This window comes from Clostridioides difficile ATCC 9689 = DSM 1296 (assembly GCF_001077535.1).
GTDB lineage: Bacteria > Bacillota > Clostridia > Peptostreptococcales > Peptostreptococcaceae > Clostridioides > Clostridioides difficile.
In genome coordinates, this window is sequence record NZ_CP011968.1 from 887741 (window position 1) to 908065 (window position 20325).

Annotated in this window: 20 protein-coding genes; 19 read left to right on the plus strand and 1 reads right to left on the minus strand. The window is 30.9% G+C overall.

The features are described from left to right. Nucleotides 1-31 precede the first annotated feature (31 nt). The 18 genes from CDIF1296T_RS04495 (at nucleotide 32) to hisJ (ending at nucleotide 17878) form a co-directional block, all read left to right on the plus strand. Nucleotides 32-904, plus strand: a complete 873-nt coding sequence (locus tag CDIF1296T_RS04495; RefSeq protein ID WP_003432264.1) for a bifunctional 5,10-methylenetetrahydrofolate dehydrogenase/5,10-methenyltetrahydrofolate cyclohydrolase — start codon at nucleotides 32-34, stop codon at nucleotides 902-904. 36 nt (nucleotides 905-940) lie between these two features. Then, complete coding sequence (locus tag CDIF1296T_RS04500) at nucleotides 941-1615, plus strand: methylenetetrahydrofolate reductase C-terminal domain-containing protein (protein WP_003436912.1); 675 nt, start codon at nucleotides 941-943, stop codon at nucleotides 1613-1615. A gap of 35 nt (nucleotides 1616-1650) precedes the next feature. After that, complete coding sequence (locus tag CDIF1296T_RS04505; protein ID WP_003436920.1) at nucleotides 1651-2532, plus strand: methylenetetrahydrofolate reductase; 882 nt, start codon at nucleotides 1651-1653, stop codon at nucleotides 2530-2532. A gap of 43 nt (nucleotides 2533-2575) precedes the next feature. Beyond that, the gene (gene lpdA / locus CDIF1296T_RS04510; protein WP_003436922.1) at nucleotides 2576-3961 is read left to right on the plus strand and encodes a dihydrolipoyl dehydrogenase; all 1386 of its coding nucleotides are present in this window, start codon (nucleotides 2576-2578) and stop codon (nucleotides 3959-3961) included. Nucleotides 3962-4016: 55 nt separating this feature from the next. Further along, the gene (locus tag CDIF1296T_RS04515) at nucleotides 4017-4787 is read left to right on the plus strand and encodes a carbon monoxide dehydrogenase accessory protein CooC (protein WP_003418348.1); all 771 of its coding nucleotides are present in this window, start codon (nucleotides 4017-4019) and stop codon (nucleotides 4785-4787) included. 19 nt (nucleotides 4788-4806) lie between these two features. Further along, nucleotides 4807-5751 carry an acetyl-CoA decarbonylase/synthase complex subunit delta gene (gene acsD / locus CDIF1296T_RS04520; RefSeq protein WP_003432254.1) on the plus strand — a complete coding sequence of 315 codons (945 nt, stop codon included), beginning with the start codon at nucleotides 4807-4809 and terminating at the stop codon, nucleotides 5749-5751. 30 nt (nucleotides 5752-5781) lie between these two features. Beyond that, on the plus strand, nucleotides 5782-7149 hold the full coding sequence (acsC, locus tag CDIF1296T_RS04525; protein ID WP_003436924.1) for an acetyl-CoA decarbonylase/synthase complex subunit gamma: 1368 nt from the start codon (nucleotides 5782-5784) through the stop codon (nucleotides 7147-7149). Nucleotides 7150-7198: 49 nt separating this feature from the next. After that, nucleotides 7199-8005, plus strand: a complete 807-nt coding sequence (gene acsE, locus CDIF1296T_RS04530) for a carbon monoxide dehydrogenase/acetyl-CoA synthase methytransferase subunit (protein WP_003418356.1) — start codon at nucleotides 7199-7201, stop codon at nucleotides 8003-8005. Nucleotides 8006-8061: 56 nt separating this feature from the next. After that, nucleotides 8062-10188 (plus strand): acetyl-CoA decarbonylase/synthase complex subunit alpha/beta, encoded by a 2127-nt coding sequence (gene acsB / locus CDIF1296T_RS04535; RefSeq protein WP_003418359.1) that lies wholly within the window; start codon nucleotides 8062-8064, stop codon nucleotides 10186-10188. A gap of 86 nt (nucleotides 10189-10274) precedes the next feature. Next, nucleotides 10275-10652 (plus strand): glycine cleavage system protein GcvH, encoded by a 378-nt coding sequence (gcvH, locus tag CDIF1296T_RS04540; protein ID WP_003418363.1) that lies wholly within the window; start codon nucleotides 10275-10277, stop codon nucleotides 10650-10652. A gap of 111 nt (nucleotides 10653-10763) precedes the next feature. Continuing rightward, the gene (gene acsV, locus CDIF1296T_RS04545; RefSeq protein ID WP_003436926.1) at nucleotides 10764-12692 is read left to right on the plus strand and encodes a corrinoid activation/regeneration protein AcsV; all 1929 of its coding nucleotides are present in this window, start codon (nucleotides 10764-10766) and stop codon (nucleotides 12690-12692) included. Between the two features lie 24 nt (nucleotides 12693-12716). After that, nucleotides 12717-13589 carry a radical SAM protein gene (locus CDIF1296T_RS04550; RefSeq protein ID WP_003436928.1) on the plus strand — a complete coding sequence of 291 codons (873 nt, stop codon included), beginning with the start codon at nucleotides 12717-12719 and terminating at the stop codon, nucleotides 13587-13589. Then, nucleotides 13586-14524 carry a radical SAM protein gene (locus CDIF1296T_RS04555; RefSeq protein WP_009895784.1) on the plus strand — a complete coding sequence of 313 codons (939 nt, stop codon included), beginning with the start codon at nucleotides 13586-13588 and terminating at the stop codon, nucleotides 14522-14524. Before CDIF1296T_RS04550 ends, CDIF1296T_RS04555 begins: the two co-directional genes overlap by 4 nt. A gap of 46 nt (nucleotides 14525-14570) precedes the next feature. Next, nucleotides 14571-15386, plus strand: coding sequence for a lipoate--protein ligase family protein (locus CDIF1296T_RS04560; protein WP_003436933.1), 816 nt, complete (start codon nucleotides 14571-14573; stop codon nucleotides 15384-15386). A 150-nt stretch (nucleotides 15387-15536) separates the two neighbouring features. Then, nucleotides 15537-15728 carry a CooT family nickel-binding protein gene (locus CDIF1296T_RS04565; RefSeq protein ID WP_003418375.1) on the plus strand — a complete coding sequence of 64 codons (192 nt, stop codon included), beginning with the start codon at nucleotides 15537-15539 and terminating at the stop codon, nucleotides 15726-15728. A gap of 18 nt (nucleotides 15729-15746) precedes the next feature. Beyond that, nucleotides 15747-16163, plus strand: a complete 417-nt coding sequence (locus CDIF1296T_RS04570; protein ID WP_003418377.1) for a DUF3842 family protein — start codon at nucleotides 15747-15749, stop codon at nucleotides 16161-16163. Between the two features lie 15 nt (nucleotides 16164-16178). Beyond that, nucleotides 16179-16529, plus strand: coding sequence for a DUF8180 domain-containing protein (locus CDIF1296T_RS04575; protein ID WP_003432237.1), 351 nt, complete (start codon nucleotides 16179-16181; stop codon nucleotides 16527-16529). Between the two features lie 569 nt (nucleotides 16530-17098). After that, the gene (gene hisJ, locus CDIF1296T_RS04580) at nucleotides 17099-17878 is read left to right on the plus strand and encodes a histidinol-phosphatase HisJ (protein WP_009895786.1); all 780 of its coding nucleotides are present in this window, start codon (nucleotides 17099-17101) and stop codon (nucleotides 17876-17878) included. A gap of 312 nt (nucleotides 17879-18190) precedes the next feature. Here hisJ and CDIF1296T_RS04585 read toward each other — a convergent pair whose 3' ends face one another. Beyond that, nucleotides 18191-19075, minus strand: a complete 885-nt coding sequence (locus tag CDIF1296T_RS04585; protein ID WP_009895788.1) for a DUF4300 family protein — start codon at nucleotides 19073-19075, stop codon at nucleotides 18191-18193. Between the two features lie 552 nt (nucleotides 19076-19627). On the opposite strand from CDIF1296T_RS04585, the gene CDIF1296T_RS04590 reads away from it, so the two are divergent. Further along, complete coding sequence (locus CDIF1296T_RS04590) at nucleotides 19628-20140, plus strand: hypothetical protein (protein ID WP_003436941.1); 513 nt, start codon at nucleotides 19628-19630, stop codon at nucleotides 20138-20140. The last annotated feature ends 185 nt before the right edge of the window (nucleotides 20141-20325 follow it).

A 20325-nucleotide genomic window follows, 5' to 3' on the forward strand; every position in this document is an offset into this window, starting at 1 on the left:
TTAAGTTTGCTTGTAGGGGAGTTGTGAATGTATGGAAGGAATGTCAACTAAAGGACAAATTATAAAAGGAAAACCTGTAGCTGATAAAATTAGTGAAGAATTAATAAAAGAAGTCGATTTACTAGTTAAAGAAGGTATAAATCCTAAACTAACAATAGTTAGAGTTGGGGCAAGAAGTGATGATTTATCTTATGAAAGAGGAGCACTAAAGAGATGTCAAAACATAGGTATAACAACAGAAGTGTTAGAGTTAGCTGAGGATATAACACAAGAGGAATATATTGATGTATTAAAGAGAGTTAATGATGACAAAAATGTTAATGGTATATTATGTTTTAGACCTCTTCCAAAACACTTAAATGAAGAAGTTATAAAATATGTTATTGCACCGGAAAAAGACGTAGATTGTTTTAGTCCAATAAACTCTGCTAAGGTAATGGAAGGGGATAAAAGTGGATTTCCACCATGTACACCTACAGCAGTAGTTGAGATATTAAAACACTATAATGTTGATTTAAAAGGAAGTAAGGTAACAGTTCTCGGAAGATCAATGGTAGTTGGAAAGCCAGTATCAATGCTTTTATTAAGTGAACACGCAACTGTTACAATATGTCATTCAAAAACTAAAAATCTATCAGGTGTAGCAGCAGAGGCAGACGTGCTAATAGCAGCTATTGGTAGAGCTAAGATGGTTGATGAAAGTTTTGTTAAAGATGGAGCGGTAGTTATAGACGTTGGTATAAATGTTGATGAAGAAGGAAATTTATGTGGAGATGTTGATACAAATGCAGTTTTAGACAAAGTATCAATGATAACTCCAGTTCCAGCGGGGGTTGGTTCAGTTACAACATCTATACTTGCAAAACATGTAGTTAAGGCTTGTAAATTACAAAACAATAAATAGATATATATATGTGGAAGGTTTAGGGGGGAAGTAGATATGATAATTTCTGAAAATAAACCATTAGAAGAAGTGCTAGGGTACTTAAAAGATTTTGACAAGCTGGTTTTAGTTGGTTGTAATCAATGTGCAGCAACTTGTAAAAGTGGTGGGGAAGAAGAAGTTTTAAAAATGAAGGAAACTCTTGAAGGTGAAGGCAAAAAAATCTTAGGATATGTAATGCTTGACCCTGCTTGTAACCTTTTAAAGTCTAAAAAGGATTTAAAGGCTCTAAAAGAAGAGACTAAGGAAGCTGATGCAGTTTTATCTTTAGCATGTGGAGATGGTACACAGACAATAGTTAAGAATTTAAAAGATAAGCCAGTTTATCCAGCCAACAATACTTTGTTTATAGGGGAAGTACAAAGAGTTGGAGAATATGAAGAAGCCTGTAAGGCTTGTGGAGACTGTGAACTTGGTTGGACAGGTGGGATATGTCCAGTAACTATGTGTGCTAAAGGTCTTATGAATGGGGCTTGTGGTGGAGCTAAAAATGGTAAGTGTGAAGTAAACTCAGAGAATGATTGTGCTTGGATAAAGATATATGAAAGACTAGAAGCTATAGGACAATTAGATAACTTAGCAGAAATAAGACCACCAAAAGACTATTCTAAGCAAAATAATCCAAGAAGTTTAAGTGCAAAGAAAAAGAAAGAAGCAGCAGCAAATTCATAAAAGTTTTTTTTAGAAGGTTAAAAGGGGGATTAGAGATGAGCTTATTAAGAGAAACATTAGAAAGTGGAAAATTTGCAGTTACTACTGAAATGGCTCCTCCAAAAGGGACTGACCTTTCACATTTAATAGAATGTGCAAAGCCGTTAGTTGGAAGAGTTCATGCAGCAAATGTAACAGACTTTCAATCGGCAGTTATGAGAGCAACTTCTCTTGCTACATGTAAATTATTAAAAGATGCTGGATTAGAGCCAGTTATTCAAATAACAGGGAGAGATAGAAATAGAATAGCTATACAAGGAGAAATGTTGTCAGCAGGTGTATTTGGGATAAACAATCTGTTGGCACTAACAGGAGACCATACTAGCGTAGGAGACCATCCACAAGCTAAGGGAGTGTTTGATTTAGATTCTGTGGGGATACTTCAAACTGCTGAGACTTTAATGGCAGGTACGGACATGGCTGGTAATAAGTTAAAAGGTTCTCCAGATTTTTATCTAGGAGCATCAGTAACTCCAGAATATTCTCCAATAGAAGTTCAATTATTAAAAATGAAAAAGAAAATAAAAGCAGGGGCTAAATTTTTCCAAACACAAGCACTTTATGACATAAATACAATGAGAAAGTTTAGAGAATTAACAAGGGATATGGATTGCAAGGTATTAGCAGGAATAGTACCTTTAAAATCACCAGGAATGGCTAAATTTATGACTGCAAATGTACCAGGAATATTTGTTCCAGATGAACAAATCGAAAGATTAAGAGCAGCTGGAAAAGAAAACTGGGTAAGTGAAGGAATAAAAATGGCAGGGGAACTTATCAAACAATTAAAAGAAGAAGATTTATGTGATGGTGTTCATATAATGGCAATTGGGGCAGAAGAGAATATACCTGCTATACTGGATGCCGCAGGTTTATAGTATTGCAAGATTGTAGATTATATTAGGTTTGGGGGAATTAAAGATGAAGATAGTAGTAGTAGGTGGTGGACCAGGAGGATATGTAGCAGCTATAAAAGCTTCTATGCTTGGTGCAGATGTAACAGTTGTTGAAAAAAGAAGAGTTGGAGGAACTTGCTTAAATGCAGGATGTATACCAACTAAAGCACTTCTTGCCTCTTCAGGAGTATTGAATACTGTAAAAGAAGCAAAGGATTTTGGTATAGAAATAGATGGTACAGTTAAGCCAAACTTCACTGCCATAATGGAAAGAAAAAATAAAGTTGTAAACCAATTAATAAGTGGTATAGAGTTCTTATTTGAAAAAAGAGGAGTAAACTTAGTTAATGGTTTTGGAAAATTAATTGATAAAAACACTATAGAAGTAACTAAAGATGATGGAACAGTAGAAACTATAAAAGCAGATAAGATAATACTAGCAAATGGTTCTGTTCCAGTTGTACCAAGAATGTTCCCATATGATGGAAAAGTTGTAATAACTAGTGATGAAGTTCTTGGACTTGAAGAGATACCTGAGTCTATGTTAATAGTAGGTGGTGGAGTTATAGGATGTGAGATAGGGCAGTTCTTTAGAGCCTTAGGAACAGAAGTAACTATAGTTGAGATGGTTGACCAAATACTATTAAATGAAGACAAAGATGTAGCTAAACAACTACTTAGACAATTTAAGAAAGATAAAATTAAGGTTATTACAGGTATTGGAGTACAAACTTGTGAAGTAGTTGATGGTAAGGCTGTTGCAACTCTTTCTAATGGAAAGGTTATAGAAGCACAATATGCATTAGTATGTGTTGGTAGAAGACCTAACCTTGACAATTCTGGAGTAGAAGATATAGGAATTGAAATGGAAAGAGGAAAAGTAGTAGTTAATGAACATCTTGAAACTAATGTAGAAGGTATATACGCAATAGGCGATATAATAGATACTCCTTTCCTAGCACATGTTGCTTCTAAAGAAGGTATCGTAGCAGTTGAAAATGCTTTAGGTAAGACTAAGGTAGTAGATTATAGAGCAATTCCAAGATGTGTTTATACTGAACCTGAAGTTGCTGGTGTTGGTAAGACTGAAAAGCAACTTGAAGCTGAAGGTGTAGAATACAATGTAGGTCAATTTGATTTTAGAGGTCTTGGAAAAGCACAAGCTATAGGACATTTCCAAGGATTTGTAAAAGTTATAGCTGACAAAGAAACTGATAAGATAATAGGTGCAGCAGTAGTAGGACCTCATGCTACAGATTTATTGACAGAGTTGTCACTTGCTGTTCATCTAGGATTAACAGTAGAACAAGTAGGGGATGCAATACATCCACATCCAAGTTTATCTGAAGGGCTAATGGAAGCACTTCATGATGTACATGGAGAATGTGTTCATTCTGTACCTAAATTATAATAGACAGACAGAGTACATAAGGCTCTGTGGCTAGATTTAAGGGGGAAGTCTTAAAATGGGATACAATATAGCTGTTGCAGGAAAAGGTGGAACTGGTAAAACAAGTCTCACAGGGCTTTTGATTGATTATTTGGTTAAGGACAAAAAGGGACCAGTATTAGTTGTAGATGCTGATGCCAATGCTAACATAAATGAAGTATTAGGTATCGAAGTTGAAGCAACAATAGGAGAAATAAGAGAAGAAGTAAATCAAAGAGAAAAGTTAGGCAATGCATTCCCTGGTGGTATGACAAAGGCACAATATCTTCAATTTAGATTAAATTCTATAATCGAAGAAGGCGAAGGATATGACTTATTAGTAATGGGTAGGTCAGAAGGTGAAGGATGTTACTGTTTTGTAAATGGGATACTTAGAGAACAAGTAAACAAAATATCTGGTCATTACAAATACTTAGTCATGGACAACGAAGCTGGTATGGAACATCTAAGTAGAAAAGTCACTAGACATGTTGATACACTTTTATTGGTTAGTGATTGCTCAAGACGTAGCATACAAGCTGTTGCTAGAATAAGAGATTTAGCTGAGGAACTAAAGTTAAGTGTTGGAAGAATACTTTTGATTGTAAATAAAGTTCCAAATGGAGTTATGAATGATGGTGTTAAAGAAGAAATTGAAAAGCATAACCTAGAGCTAATCGGTGTTGTACCTATGGATGAATTGATATATGAATATGATTCTACAGGTATTCCTTTAGTTAATTTACCTGAAGATTCAAAATCTAAAGTGGCTATGAAAGAAATTTTTGCTAAATTAGAATTAAAATAGGCTTAAGGGGGAAAAAAATATGGCATTTAAAATGTCTACTCAAAAATATTCTGGAAAAATATCAGAAGTTGAAGTAGGAATAGGGGAAAAAGCAATTAAATTAGGTGGGGAAAATGTATTACCTTTTTATAGTTTTGATGGAGAAGTAGGTAATTCTCCAAAAATAGGGATACAAATATCAGACGTTTATCCTGAAAGCTGGACTGATTCATATAAGGAATTATACAAAGATGTAGCTAATTGTCCAGTAGAGTGGGCTAAATATGTTGAAGCTAATACACAAGCAGATTTTATTTGTTTAAAATTTGATGGTTCTGACCCAAATGGATTAGATAAGTCAGTTGATGAATGTGCTGATGTAGCTAAGGCAGTAATTGAAGCAATAAAATTACCTTTAGTTGTAGCTGGTTCAGGAAATCATGAAAAAGATGGTAAATTATTTGAAAAATTAGCTCAAACATTGGATGGACATAACTGCTTATTTATGTCAGCAGTAGAAGATAACTACAAAGGAGTAGGAGCATCAGCTGGTATGGCTTATGCACATAAAGTAGGAGCTGAATCTTCTGTTGATATAAACCTAGCTAAACAATTAAACGTATTGTTAACTCAACTAGGCGTTAAAGGTGAAAATATAGTTATGAATGTTGGATGTTCAGCAGTTGGTTATGGATATGAGTACGTTGCATCTACTATGGATAGAATTAGACTTGCAGCATTTGGTCAAAATGATAAGACATTACAAATGCCTATCATAACACCAGTAGCTTTTGAAGTAGGTCATGTTAAAGAAGCTATAGCTCCAATAGAAGATGAGCCAGATTGGGGTTGTCCAGAAGAAAGAACTATAGCAATGGAAGTTTCAACTGCAGCAAGTGTTTTAGTAGGTGGTTCAAACGCAGTTATACTTCGTCATCCAAAATCAATAGAAACTATAAAAGAATTGGTTAACGCATTAGCTTAATTAAATTGTTAAGGTTAGGGGGAAAAAATAATGGCATTAAAAGCTTTAGATATATTTAAATTAACACCAAAGAAAAACTGTAAGGATTGTGGATTCCCAACTTGTATGGCTTTCTCTATGAAGGTTGCTTCAGGAGCTGTAGAAGTAGGTAAATGCCCACATATGTCTGATGACGCTATAGCAAAATTATCAGAGGCTACTGCACCTTTAATGAAAGCTTTAAAAGTTGGTGCTGGTGCATCTGAGTATGAACTAGGTGGAGAAACAGTATTATTTAGACATGAAAAAACATTAGTAAGTAGAAATAGATATGCAGTTTCATTCTGTACTTGTATGAGTGATGAAGCAGTAGATGCTAAAATAGCTAACATGAAAAAAGTTGACTATGTAAGAATTGGTGAACAAATGAAAGTTGAAATGGCTGTTTTAGAGTATTGTGGAGATAAAGATGCGTATTTAAAATTAATAGATAAAATAAAAGGCAGTGGATTAGAAGTAGCTTATATTTTAGCTTGTGATGATGCACAAGTAGTTAAAGAAGCTGTTGAAGTATTAAAAGATGCTAGACCAATGGTATATGGAGCAACTAAAGAGAACTACAAAGATATGATAGAAGTAGTTAAAGGAGCAAGTTTACCATTAGGTGTAAAAGCTGGTAGCTTAGAAGAATTATATGAAACAGTTGAATTAATTCAAGCCGCTGGATATAAAGAATTAGTATTAGATGTAACAGGAGAAAACATAAAAGATACTTACACTAATGCTATACAAGTTAGAAGAACAGCTTTAAAAGAGCAAGATAGAACATTTGGATATCCTTCAATAGTATTTGCAAATAGATTATCTAATTCAAACCCTATGATGGAAGTTGCTTTATCATCAATATTCACTATAAAATACGGTTCTATAATAGTAATAGATGATATTAGTTATGCTAAGGCATTACCATTATTTGCACTAAGACAAAACATATACACTGACCCACAAAGACCAATGAGAGTTGAACCAAAGATTTATCCAATCAACAACCCAGATGAAAATTCTCCAGTATTAGTTACTGTTGACTTTGCATTAACTTACTTCATAGTTGCTGGTGATATAGAAAGATCAAAAGTTCCAGTATGGTTAGTAATACCAGATGCAGGTGGATATTCAGTTCTTACATCTTGGGCTGCTGGTAAATTTGGTGGAAACTCAATCTCTGCTTTCATTAAAGAAAGTAAGGTAGAAGAAGTAACTAATTGTAAAGACCTTATCATTCCAGGAAAAGTTGCAGTACTTAAAGGTGATATAGAAGATAACTTACCAGGATGGAATGTAGTTATAGGACCAGAGGAATCTATGGAATTACCTAAGTTCTTAAAAGGATACCAAGAAAAAGCATGCCAAACAAACTAATAAAATATTAACTAACTATTAATATTAAATTTAAAGGGGGACATTATAAATGGAAAAATTTATGATTATAGGTGAGAGAATACATTGTATATCACCTTCAATAAGAAAAGCATTAGCAGAAAGAGACCCAGCTCCAATCTTAAAAAGAGCAAAAGAGCAATTAGAAGCAGGAGCACACTATATAGATTTTAATATAGGACCTGCCGAAAGAGATGGCGAAGAAATAATGACATGGGGAATCAAATTACTTCAATCTGAGTTCAACAATGTTCCTATAGCATTAGATACAGCTAATAAAAAAGCTATCGAAGCTGGACTAAAAGTTTATGATAGAACTAATGCAAAACCAATAATAAACTCTGCTGATGCTGGTTCAAGATTTGATTTAATAGATATAGCAGCTGAATACGAAGCAATGGTTATAGGTTTATGTGCAAAAGAAGGTATCCCAAGAGATAATGATGAGCGTATGGCTTACTGCCAAGAAATATTAGAAAAAGGCTTAATGTTAGGAATGGAGCCAACTGATATACTATTTGACCCATTATGCTTAGTTATAAAAGGTATGCAAGAAAAACAAGTAGAAGTTTTAGAAGCTATAAAAATGATGACTGAGATGGGACTTTTAACTACAGGAGGATTATCTAACGTATCTAATGGATGTCCTAAGCATGTTAGACCTGTTTTAGATAGTGCATTCTTAGCAATGGCAATGGCTAATGGATTTAGTTCAGCTATAATGAATCCATGTGACCCAGAATTAATGAAAACTGTAAAATCTTGTGACATAATCAACGGGGCATCTTTATATGCAGACTCTTTCTTAGAGTTAAATGAAGGTGGATTTGCTTTCTAGGGTTTTTAGGGTATAGTTAATAAAAAATAGGTGTAAATATTAAAGGGGGAAATAGAATGAATCTATATAATATAATCTTTACAGGGTCAGAACAAGCTTTAGGTGCGGCTCAAGCTATGTTAGCTGAAGCTATAGAAAAGAATGGAAAAGAGCATAAAGTTGCTTTCCCTGATACAGCATATTCATTACCTTGTATATATGCTGCAACAGGACAAAAGATGAACACTTTAGGGGACTTAGAAGGTGCTTTAGAAGTAGTAAAATCTTTAATAAATAGAACTCATTTACTAGAACATGCTTTTAATGCTGGTTTAGCTACAGCTTTAGCAGCAGAAGTAATTGAAGCATTAAAATATTCAACTATGGATGCTCCATATAGTGAGCCATGTGCAGGTCATATAACTGACCCTATAATCAGATCACTTGGTGTACCATTAGTTACAGGAGATATACCTGGTGTTGCAGTTGTTCTTGGTGAGTGTCCAGATGCAGAATCAGCAGCAAAAGTTATAAAAGATTACCAATCTAAAGGTTTACTAACTTTCTTAGTTGGTAAAGTTATAGACCAAGCTATAGAAGCTGGAGTAAAAATGGGTCTTGAGCTAAGAGTTATACCTCTAGGATATGATGTAACTTCTGTTATACACGTTGTATCTGTTGCAGTAAGAGCAGCATTAATATTCGGTGGATTAACTCCTGGTGATTTAAACGGATTATTAGAGTACACAGCTAATAGAGTTCCTGCATTTGTTAATGCATTTGGACCATTAAGTGAATTAGTTGTATCTGCAGGTGCTGGAGCAATAGCTTTAGGATTCCCAGTTATAACTGACCAAACAGTTCTTGAAGTTCCAATGAACCTATTAACTCAAAAAGATTACGATAAGATAGTAGCTACTTCATTAGAAGCTAGAGGAATAAAAATAAAAGTTACTGAAATACCTATCCCAGTTTCATTTGCAGCAGCATTTGAAGGTGAGAGAATTAGAAAGAGCGATATGTTTGCTGAGTTTGGTGGAAACAGAACTGAAGCTTGGGAGCTTGTTGTTAAGAAAGAAGCAACAGAAGTTGAAGACCATAAGATAGAAATAATAGGACCAAATATAGATGAAGTTGATGCAGATGGTGTATTAAGATTACCACTTGCTGTAATAGTTAAAATAGCTGGTAAAAATATGCAAGAAGATTTCGAGCCAGTTCTTGAAAGACGTTTCCACTACTTCTTAAACTATATAGAAGGTGTAATGCACGTTGGACAAAGAGATATGGCTTGGGTAAGAATCTCTAAAGATGCATTTGATAAAGGATTTAGACTTGAGCATATAGGAGAAGTTTTATATGCTAAGATGTTAGATGAATTTGAATCAGTAGTTGATAAGTGTGAAATAACTATAATTACAGATGCTGAAAAAGTTTCTGAATTAAAAGGTGAAGCAATAGCTAAGTACAATGCTAGAGATGAAAGATTAGCTTCATTAGTTGATGAAAGTGTTGACACTTTCTATTCTTGTAACTTATGTCAATCATTTGCACCAGCTCACGTTTGTGTTGTTACTCCTGAAAGACTTGGTCTTTGTGGAGCAGTTAGCTGGTTAGATGCTAAGGCTACTAAAGAACTAGACCCAACAGGTCCTTGTCAACCAATAGAAAAAGGCGAGTGCTTAGATGATAGAACAGGTGTATGGAATTCAGTAAATGAAACTGTAAACCAAATATCTCAAGGTGCAGTTGAATCTGTTACATTATACTCTATACTAGAAGACCCAATGACTTCTTGTGGATGCTTCGAATGTATCTGTGGTATAATGCCAGAAGCAAATGGATTTGTTGTAGTTAACAGAGAATTTGCAAGTGTTACTCCAGTTGGTATGACTTTCGGAGAACTTGCTTCTATGACAGGTGGAGGAGTTCAAACTCCAGGATTTATGGGACACGGAAGACATTTCATATCTTCTAAAAAATTCGCTTATGCAGAAGGTGGACCAGAAAGAATAGTTTGGATGCCAAAAGAATTAAAAGATTATGTAGCTGATAAATTAAATGCTACAGTTAAAGAAATGACTGGAATAGAAAACTTCTGTGATATGGTTTGTGATGAAACTATAGCTGACGATTCTGAAGGAGTATTAGCTTTCTTAGAAGAAAAAGGTCATCCAGCATTAGCTATGGAAAGTGTAATGTAATTGATGGAAAATTTAAAATAATATGATATAATATTAATATGATTTAAGTAATTTAATCAATAATATAATATTGGGGGTCTATCGAAATGAAATTATTACCAGAATTAAAATACTCTAAAGATCATGAGTGGGTAAAAGTAATTGATGGAGATGTTGTATATATAGGTATAACAGACTATGCTCAAGATCAATTAGGAGAAATATTGTTTGTTGAAACACCAGAAGTAGAAGATACTGTAACTAAGGGAGTAGATTTTGGAGTAGTTGAGTCTTCTAAAGTAGCTTCTGATTTAATATCTCCTGTTAATGGTGAGGTATTGGAAGTTAATGAAAAATTAGAAGATGAGCCAGAATGTATAAATGAAGACCCATATGAAAACTGGATATTAAAAGTAAAACTAGCTGATGTGGCTGAACTTGATACGTTATTAAGTGATAAAGAATACGAGGCTGGATTAGAATAATTAAAGATTAAGATATTATTATAATTGGGGAAAGTATAGTAAAATTTGAGTGCACGCAAATTTAGCTATACTTTCCTTTTATCATATATAGAACAAATTGGGAGGGATAACATGATAAAAGTAAGTTTTACACCAAACAATAAAGAGGTTTATTGTAATGAGGGGGATATATTACTAGAGGTTGCAAGAAATGCAGATATATTCATAGATGCTCCTTGTAATGGAAACGTGTCTTGTGGGAAGTGTAAAGTAAAATTATTGAATGGAAAAGTTGATACAGAAAAAACAAGACATATAACAGATGATGAGTGGGAGCAAGGTTATATACTAGCTTGTTGTACAAAGGTAATATCAGATATAGAAATTGAAGTTCCTTCTAAAGTATCATCTTCTATGCATGGTATGAAGATAGAAGGTAGTAATAAAAAAGAGGATAGGGAAATTTTTGAAAGAGCTAAAAAAATAATTGAAGAACATAACCTTCAATTTAAAACAAATATAAAAAAGAAATACATAGAAATGGAAGAACCAAATTTAGATGATAATATAAGTGATGTAGATAGATTGGAAAGATATGTTAGAAATAACCTAGGATATAATGAAATAGATTTTAGATTGGATATACTTAGAAAAATGCCAACTGTATTTAGAAAGAGTGATTTTAAGGTTACAATAACATATGTTCAAAAACAAAAGAAACTTACAATCATAAATATAGAACAAGGAAATAAAGAAAATTCCTTATACGGAGTTGCAATAGATATTGGTACAACTTCAGTAGTTGTTTGTTTAGTAGACCTATACTCAAAAGAGGTAGTAGATAAAGCATCTTCTGGAAATGCACAGATAAAATATGGAGCAGATGTTATAAATAGAATTATATATTCAACTAAGAAAAATGGATTAGAGACACTTCATAAAGCTATAGTTGAGGAAACTATAAATCCACTATTAAAAACAATATATGAAAGAAATGGAATAGATAAGGAAGATGTAGTTACATTAGTGGCTGCCGGGAATACAACTATGACAAGTTTATTCTTGGGTGTGTATACAGACTTCTTAAGACAAGAACCTTACATACCACCATTTTTAAAATCTCCAAAACTTATGGGTGAAAATGTTGGTCTTTTTGTAAATGACAGTGCATATGTGTACTTAGCTCCATCTGTTGCAAGTTATGTAGGAGGAGATATAACAGCAGGAGTATTATCAGCAGGGATATGGTCAAGTGAAGAAAATGTTTTATTTATAGATTTAGGAACTAATGGAGAGATTGTATTTGGAAATAAAGATTATATGATGAGCTGTGCATGTTCAGCAGGACCTGCTTTTGAAGGTGGAGGGATAAGCTGTGGAATGAGAGCATCAGCAGGAGCAATAGAGAAAGTAATTATTGATAAAGATACTTTAGAGCCAACATTAAAGATTATTGATGAATGTGCACCAGTTGGTATATGTGGTTCTGGTATAATTGATTTAATCTGTCAAATGATTACTAAAGGTGTAATAGATAGAAGAGGTAAAATATACAGGGATTTAGATAATAAGAGAGTTAGATTTAATGAGCATGAGATAGGAGAGTATGTATTAGCATTTAAAGAAGAATTTGATTTAGAAAATGATATAGTAGTCAATGAAGTTGATATAGATAATTTCATCAGAGCTAAAGGAGCTATATATTCAGGCGCATACACTCTTGTAGATAGTTTAGGTATGGATTTTAGTATATTAGATAGGGTTTATATAGCAGGTGGTATAGGAAACAACCTAGACATAGAAAACTCAATAATTATAGGGTTACTTCCTGATATCGATAGAGAAAAATTTACTTATATAGGGAATAGTTCACTTGTTGGTTCTTACTTAGCTCTTATAAGTAAAGATGCAAAAAATAAACTTGAAGAAATAGGTAATCAAATAACTTATGTTGAACTTAGTGTATATCCAAGTTATATGGATGAATTTATTTCTGCATGTTTCTTACCACATACGAATATAGAGCAGTTCCCAACAGCAAAGAAATTACTAGAAGAGTAAAATGTACTTAAGAAGGAATAAACTATGAATAAGAATCTATCTGAAAAAATGAAAATAGCATTTGATATTAAATTAAAGAATTTTGGAAATAAAATAGAGTTTGCTTATCCTAACCAGACACTAGCTCTTAGTACTACAAGCAATCAATGTAGTTTGAAATGTGCCCATTGCAACGGTCACTACTTAAACAATATGGTGCCAATAGAAGAATATGAGGAAAAAGTACAATCAAGGAATATAACTAGCTTTCTATTGAGTGGCGGTTGTAGTTATGAGGGAGATGTCCCTATAAATACTCATATTAATACCATTAAAAACTTAAAAGAGCAAGGATATAGATTGAATGCTCATTTAGGTCTTATGGATAAAGATAGCATTGTAGAGTTGTGTAAGTATTTAGATATAGTTTCTTTTGATTTAGTGTTTGATGATGAGACAATAAGAGAAGTTTATAAGATGAAAAAGAGTAAAGAAGATTATATTGAAGTCTATAATACAATACAAGAACATACAGAAGTAGCACCACATATATGTATTGGTTTAAAAGGAGGACAAATAAAGGGTGAATATGAAATTATAGAATACCTACAAAAAAATCCTCCTAATAAGCTTACATTTATAGTCCTTATTCCAACAAAAGGAACTGAGTATGAAAATGTAGAACCTCCTGAGTTAGAAGGGGTAGCAGATATTTTATGTGAAGCTAGAATTAATTTACCAGATACTGAAATTAATCTAGGTTGTATGAGACCAAGAGGAGTGTATAGAAAAGAGCTAGACCAATTATCTATAATGTGTGGAGTCAATAGAATAGTATTACCATCAAGGTCTGCAAAGAATAAGGCTATAGAAATGAATATGACAATAAATGAGTGTAAGGAGTGTTGCGTTTTATGATTAGACTATCAGTTGGGACAGCAATAGAACTTGGGATATTAAACAAAAAAAGCGATATACCTCCTACCACAGCATATATAATGATTGGAGAAAAATGCATAAATAAATGCAGTTTTTGTTCTCAATCAATAGAAAGTAGTACTAGAAAAGATAAATTATCAAGAGTAATTTGGCCAGAGTTTTCAAAAGAAGAAATATTAGATGCTTTAAAAGCTTATAAAGGAAAAAATATAAAGAGAATATGTATTCAATCAATGGCAAGTGAAGAAGCACATAACTCTGTTTTAGACTTTATAAACTATATAAGTGGTAGGATAGACATGCCAATTTCACTATCTGCAAAATTAGAAAATGATGAACAGATAAAGAAGTTTTTTTCAGTAGGAGTTGATAAAATAGGAATAGCAATAGATGCAGCAAATAAAGAACTATATGAAAAAATAAAAGGAAATAACTATGATGAAAAGTTAAAATTTATAACTGAAATGTCAAAATCATATCCCAATAAAATAAGTACACATATAATAGTTGGTATGGGTGAAAGTCATGAAGATATATACAATTTATATACTTATTTAAAGGAAAATGATGTAATGATTAGTTTATTTGCATTTACTCCAGTTAGAGGAACTAAAATGGAAAAGATAAGTCAACCAAGCATAGAAAGTTATAGAAGGGTACAGTTAATGTCTTATATGATAAATAAAGGTTATCCAAAAGAGTATTTTAAGTTTAAAAATGGATACTTAAATAGTATAAAGCTTGACAATGATATTTTAAAAGACATAAACAAAGGCTATCCTTTTGAAATAAGAGGTTGTAAGGATTGTAATAGACCATACTATAATGAAAGACCAGGAAGTACTATATACAACTATTCAAGACCTTTAAATCAAAGTGAGATAGATTTAGCAATAAGAGAAATAAATCTATAGAGGATTTCTAGGATATATTTATACTAAAAATGGGGGCGTAATAATCATGAATCAGTGGAGAGTTATACATAATAAATCATATGAAGGAGCAATGAATATGGCAATTGACGAAGCTATATTTACTGCATATAAGAAAGGACATAATAAGCCAACTCTTAGATTTTATACATGGGAACCAGCTTGTTTGAGTATAGGATATTTTCAGAAATTGGAAGATGAGATAGATTTAGATAAGTGTAGATGTATGAATATAGACTATACTAGAAGAATTACAGGTGGAAGAGCTGTATTACATGATAATGAGCTAACCTATAGTATAATTATAGGAGAAGATAATCCTTTAATCGATAAGAGCATCAACCTATCTTATAGATATATAAGTGAAGGTCTAGTTAAAGGATTGAATCTAAGTGGTATAGAAACAGATAATTTAAATAGAGGCGAGAGAATAAGTAGGGAAAATTTATCAGCTGCATGTTTTAATGCACATGCATCATATGAAGTTACTATTAATAATAAGAAGGTAATTGGAAGTGCTCAAAGCAGAAAAGATGGTGTTTTATTACAACATGGTTCAATAATACTGGATTTTGATGTAGAAAAATTGTTTAAATTAATAAAAACTAAGACGCCAGAATTGAAAGAAAGAGCTATGAAATTTACAGCTAAAAAAGCAAGTGGAATAGAAAATGAAATTGGCAGAAAAATAGACATAGATATTCTACAGAAAAACATAGTAAAGGGATTAGCTGAACAATTTAATGTTGAGTTTGTGGAGGGAGATTTGACTGATTATGAGAAGCAATTAGTTAAAGAACTATATGAAAAATACAAGAATGAAGAGTATAATAAAAAGCGTTAACTTTAATTGACTTTACATAAATTAAAGTGATATACTTAAGGTATAATAATATACAAAAACTGAAATCATGAAGGTTTCTTTGGTTTATTGAAATACCTAAGGGAATCTTTTTTTGATTTTTAATAAAAATCATATTAGGAGGAGATTTATATGTGTGAATCATCAGCTTTCATTTGTAAAAGTAATAATGAGTTAGAAAAGGTTATGGAAAATGTGGTTAATATAGACCCTTGTGATGGAAAGATTTATTTAACGGATTTATTAGGAGAGCAAAAGATAATAGATGGGATAATTAAAGAAATAAGATTGATGGACCATAAGATAATAATACAAGAAAATTAATTAATAGGGGAATTTCATATGATAATAGCAGTGATAGATGGAATGGGTGGAGGTATTGGAGCCCAGATAGTTTCTTCTTTGAGAGAAGAGTTACCTACATATGTAGAAATTTATGCACTAGGGACTAATTCTATAGCAACTAGTTCTATGATGAAAGCTCATGCTAATAAAGGAGCTACAGGGGAAAATGCTATAGTAGTATCAGCTAAAAAAGCAAATATAATAGTTGCACCTATTTCTGTAATAATACCTAATTCTATGATGGGAGAAGTTACTTGTAATATAAGTGAAGCTATTGCAGACAGTGAGGCACTTAAGATACTTTTACCTATTATGCCAGAAAATGTGGAGTTAGTTGGATTAGAAGGTAAACCATTAGCACTACTTGTAAAAGATTCTGTAAACCTTATAAAAAAAGAGTTTAATATAAAATAACAGGGGGAATAACTAATGATTTTTGATAAAGAGATTGTAAGATATCATCATGGACATCATGACCATGACCACTGCCACGAACATACTCATGGAGATATATGTCATGAACATCCACATGACCATGCTCACGACCACGACCACGAACATAGTCATGAGGAATCATCAGAGTCTAAGGATGAAAAAACTTTAAAAATACTTTTAGTACATTGGATAAATCACAATGAAACTCATGAAGAAGGATTTAGAGAGTGGGTTGAAAAGGCTAGAGCTATTGGAAAAGAAGAAACAGCAAAGAGTATTGAAAAGGCTATAGAGTATATGGAAGAAGCTAATAAAATGTTGTTAGAGGCTAAAAAACATATGTAAATATAATTAATCGCTTATACGTTTGATATAAGCGATTTTTATATTTTGTGATGTTTAATTATTAAAAATTTTATCTAAGGGGTTGTCTAAAGATGGATATAAGCCTCCCTTTCATTGTTGAAATGATAAAAATATATCTAATTTCATGTAAAAAAGAGTATCTCATGAACTAAAAAGTTTATTTTGAGGTATTTTCTGTAATATACTTTAATGAGTAAATTTTATTACAAGATTGGATTATTTAATGTTAAATAATTATATATTCTTTAAATACTGCAAAAGCCTCATCAAGCAATTTGAGTTATTTTATGTTAAGTAATTATATATTGAGTATTACTATTTAAAGATAGTATTAATGTTAAGTTAAAAAATAATATTAATGTTAAGTTAAAAAATAATATTAATGTTAAGTTGAAAATAGTACTAATGATAAGATACTTAAAAGGCAGTTTAAAATTACTCTAATATTAGATATAATAAAAATTAGCATGATTAAAAATATTATTTTGAAGTTAAAAGATTTATGCATTTATATTAGATTTTTTCTTTAAAAAAGGAGTGAATTATTTATGAAAGATGGTCATATACATTCACCTTATTGTCCTCATGGAAGTAAGGATGATTTTGAAAAATATGTACAAAGAGCAATGGATGTTGGAATAACAGAAATGACATTTACAGAACATTTTCCGTATGCAAATGGATTTAGAGACCCTGCTCCTGAAAATGATAGTTGTATGAGTATTGAAGATTTACCAAAGTATTTTAATGATGTCAAGAAGTTGAAAGAAAAGTATGAGGGTAAAATCAAGATAAATGTTGGGTCGGAAGTGGATTTTATAGAAGGATACGAAGAAGGGATAAAGGAGAATTTAAATAAATATGGAAAGGAATTAGAGGATTCTCTTTTATCAGTACATATAATTAAGATTGATGATGATTATTATTGTGTAGATTACAGTGTAGAGGAGTTTCAAAATTTAATCGACAAATTAGGAAGTATTGAAGCTGTTTATAATAAGTATTATGAAACATTGATAAAAGCTGTAAATTCAGATTTAGGTATACATAAACCAAAAAGAATAGGTCATTTAAATTTAGTTAGAAAGTTTAATCAGGTATTTCCATACGATTATAAAGGAAATACAATTCTTGAAGAGTTAATAAAGTTAATTAAAGAAAAAGGTTATGAACTTGATTATAATGTTTCTGGAAATAGAAAAGAGTACTGCAAAGAGCCTTATATAGATGGATACTTATTAGAGTTGGTAAAAAAATACGATATTCCATTAGTTTTAGGTTCTGATTCTCACTGTGCAGAGGAAATAAATAAATACGATATTATTTAGATATATTCACACAAAAGACTGTAGATAAGTTTGTATAAAATAAATTTATGTACAGTCTTTTGTAAATTTATATGATTGAAAATAGTAATAGAACTTAAATAAAATAATAATAAGTTCTAAGTAAAATAACAATAGAATCTAAATAAAATAATAATAAAATTCAATAGAATAATAGGACTTAGGATTAATCTATCTTATTTATATAAACATTCTTATATAAGATTGTAGATAAGCTTGTATTTACACAAATCTATAGACCTTCTCTATTATATTGACTTAGTAATTATAAATACTATTTTGCGTTTAAAGTTATTATTTCATAAGTTTATCGTTTTCCATTATTATAGGGTCAGGTAATTCAATTTCACCTTCTGACATCTTCAATCTATTAAACATATAATTTTTTACATCTTCTTTATTTTTAAATTTAGTAACTTGATAAGGTGATGTAACACCATATTTTTCTAAAAATAGAATGCCATTTTTAGTTTTAATGCATATGCCTGTATGACCTATAAATACGTTTTTAGTTTCTGGATAACGAAGAAATCCATTTATAATAGATATATTTTTATTATTTTTAAAAGATATTTTTCTTTTTTTCCATTCATTTTTTATTTGTTCTGAAATTTTGATTGTATCATCTGTATCTTTAGCTGGTATTGCAGAAAAGAAGTTGATAAATTTTTCTACATCTTTGGTGCTAAATTTAGCATCTTTATTATTCATTATAGTGTCCAAGTCGACATTCAAGTCAATAGAGTCTCCAGTAAATTTCTTATTTGAATTTATAAAATCTTTAAAAAGTCTAAAAGCAGTTATTCTACAATTTACATCCATATAATCAGGGAATTTTTTCACCCAATTATCTTGCAATTTTTCTAGGTTATATGGAACTTGTTTTGCATTGATTGAAGAATATCCAGATTTAGATATATTTATATTATTTTGAAGTATTTTAACTTGCAATTTATTATAATTGTTGACTGCTTTAATAAATGTATCTATGTCTTTTTCATTAATTTTATTTTCTTTTAGGATTTCCTTTACACTATTTTGAGTTTTTTTATCTATCATATTAGAATATATCAATTTATTATTATTATTATATTTAATATTTGAATATGCAAATATCGTAAGTATACTTGATAGTACTAAGACAACAGACAATATCATTATTATTAATCTTTTTTTCATATTTAGTTCTCCTTTTTAAATTTATTGTGTCGACATATTTATAGTATATAGTACCTTTAAATTTACCTTCAATATGTTTTTAATTACAAAACTGTTGTAAAAAATATAACTTTATTTAAAACTTTTTTTTAATATGTAAATATATATACTAATAGGGGGTACTTATTTTTAGAATATTCAGTAAAATGATTTTGATATACTCTCTATATTTTGTATGTTAAAAGTAAATAAATTATTGTTAAAGAAGGTAAAGACTTTTAAATTTCTTATCATAGGATTTTAAGTAAATAAGAAGGATTGGAGTAATTAAAAATTTTTATTTTGCAAAAATAAGTATTTATTTATATGGATAAATTTGATTTTAAATCTATAAATATAGATAAAATCTAATTATTTAACTTCAACTATTCCTCAAAAAAGCAACTTTTAAGGAATAGTTGAAGCAAAAAGTTTGGTTACATAATAGTAATTTTAGTTACAAGAATGAAACTGTAAAACTTAGGATTTTCTTTATATAATTTCATTGAGAACATTTAATTTAGGAGGTAAGATATGAAAGTAAAAAAATTTAAAAGTGGTATAGTAATGGCATTAACAGTAATGGCAATTGGAGCATCATTGACAAATGTATCAGCTATGGAATTAAACAAGAGTAAAGAGTTTGAAACTAAATACAATGAAATGAAGAGGGATTTTCAAGAGGAATATGGAAAAGAAGACAAATTTAATATAACATTGGATGATGAATTTACAAAAGAAGAAGTAAATGGAGCTAAAGGGATTATAAAGACAACTAATAAAATGAATAATGAGGTTGTAGTATTAAATTATTTTGATGAAATGAAATCTGGAATTGAATTTGAGTTGAAGCCAAAAGCAGAAAAAAATGCAATTTTGAGAGATGAATTTCAACAAGGTTATGGAAAGGAAGATAAATTCAAAGTTGTGCTAGATGATGAATTTACAAAAGAAGAGGTAAATGGAGCTAAGGGCATTATAAAGACTACAGATAAAGAGACAGGTGAGGTTATCGTATATAATTACTTTGATGAGCTTGAAAAATAATGCTTAAAGATTACTTTGATTGAATGAAAAGGTAATTGTGTTGAGAATATTAAATGACTGAATAAAAACAGTTGTATCAAAAACAAACAATAATAGAATGTAAGAATGATTGTGTCGAAAATATAAAATGACTGAATAAAAAACGATTGCGTCAAAAATAAACAATAATAGAATGTAAGAATAAT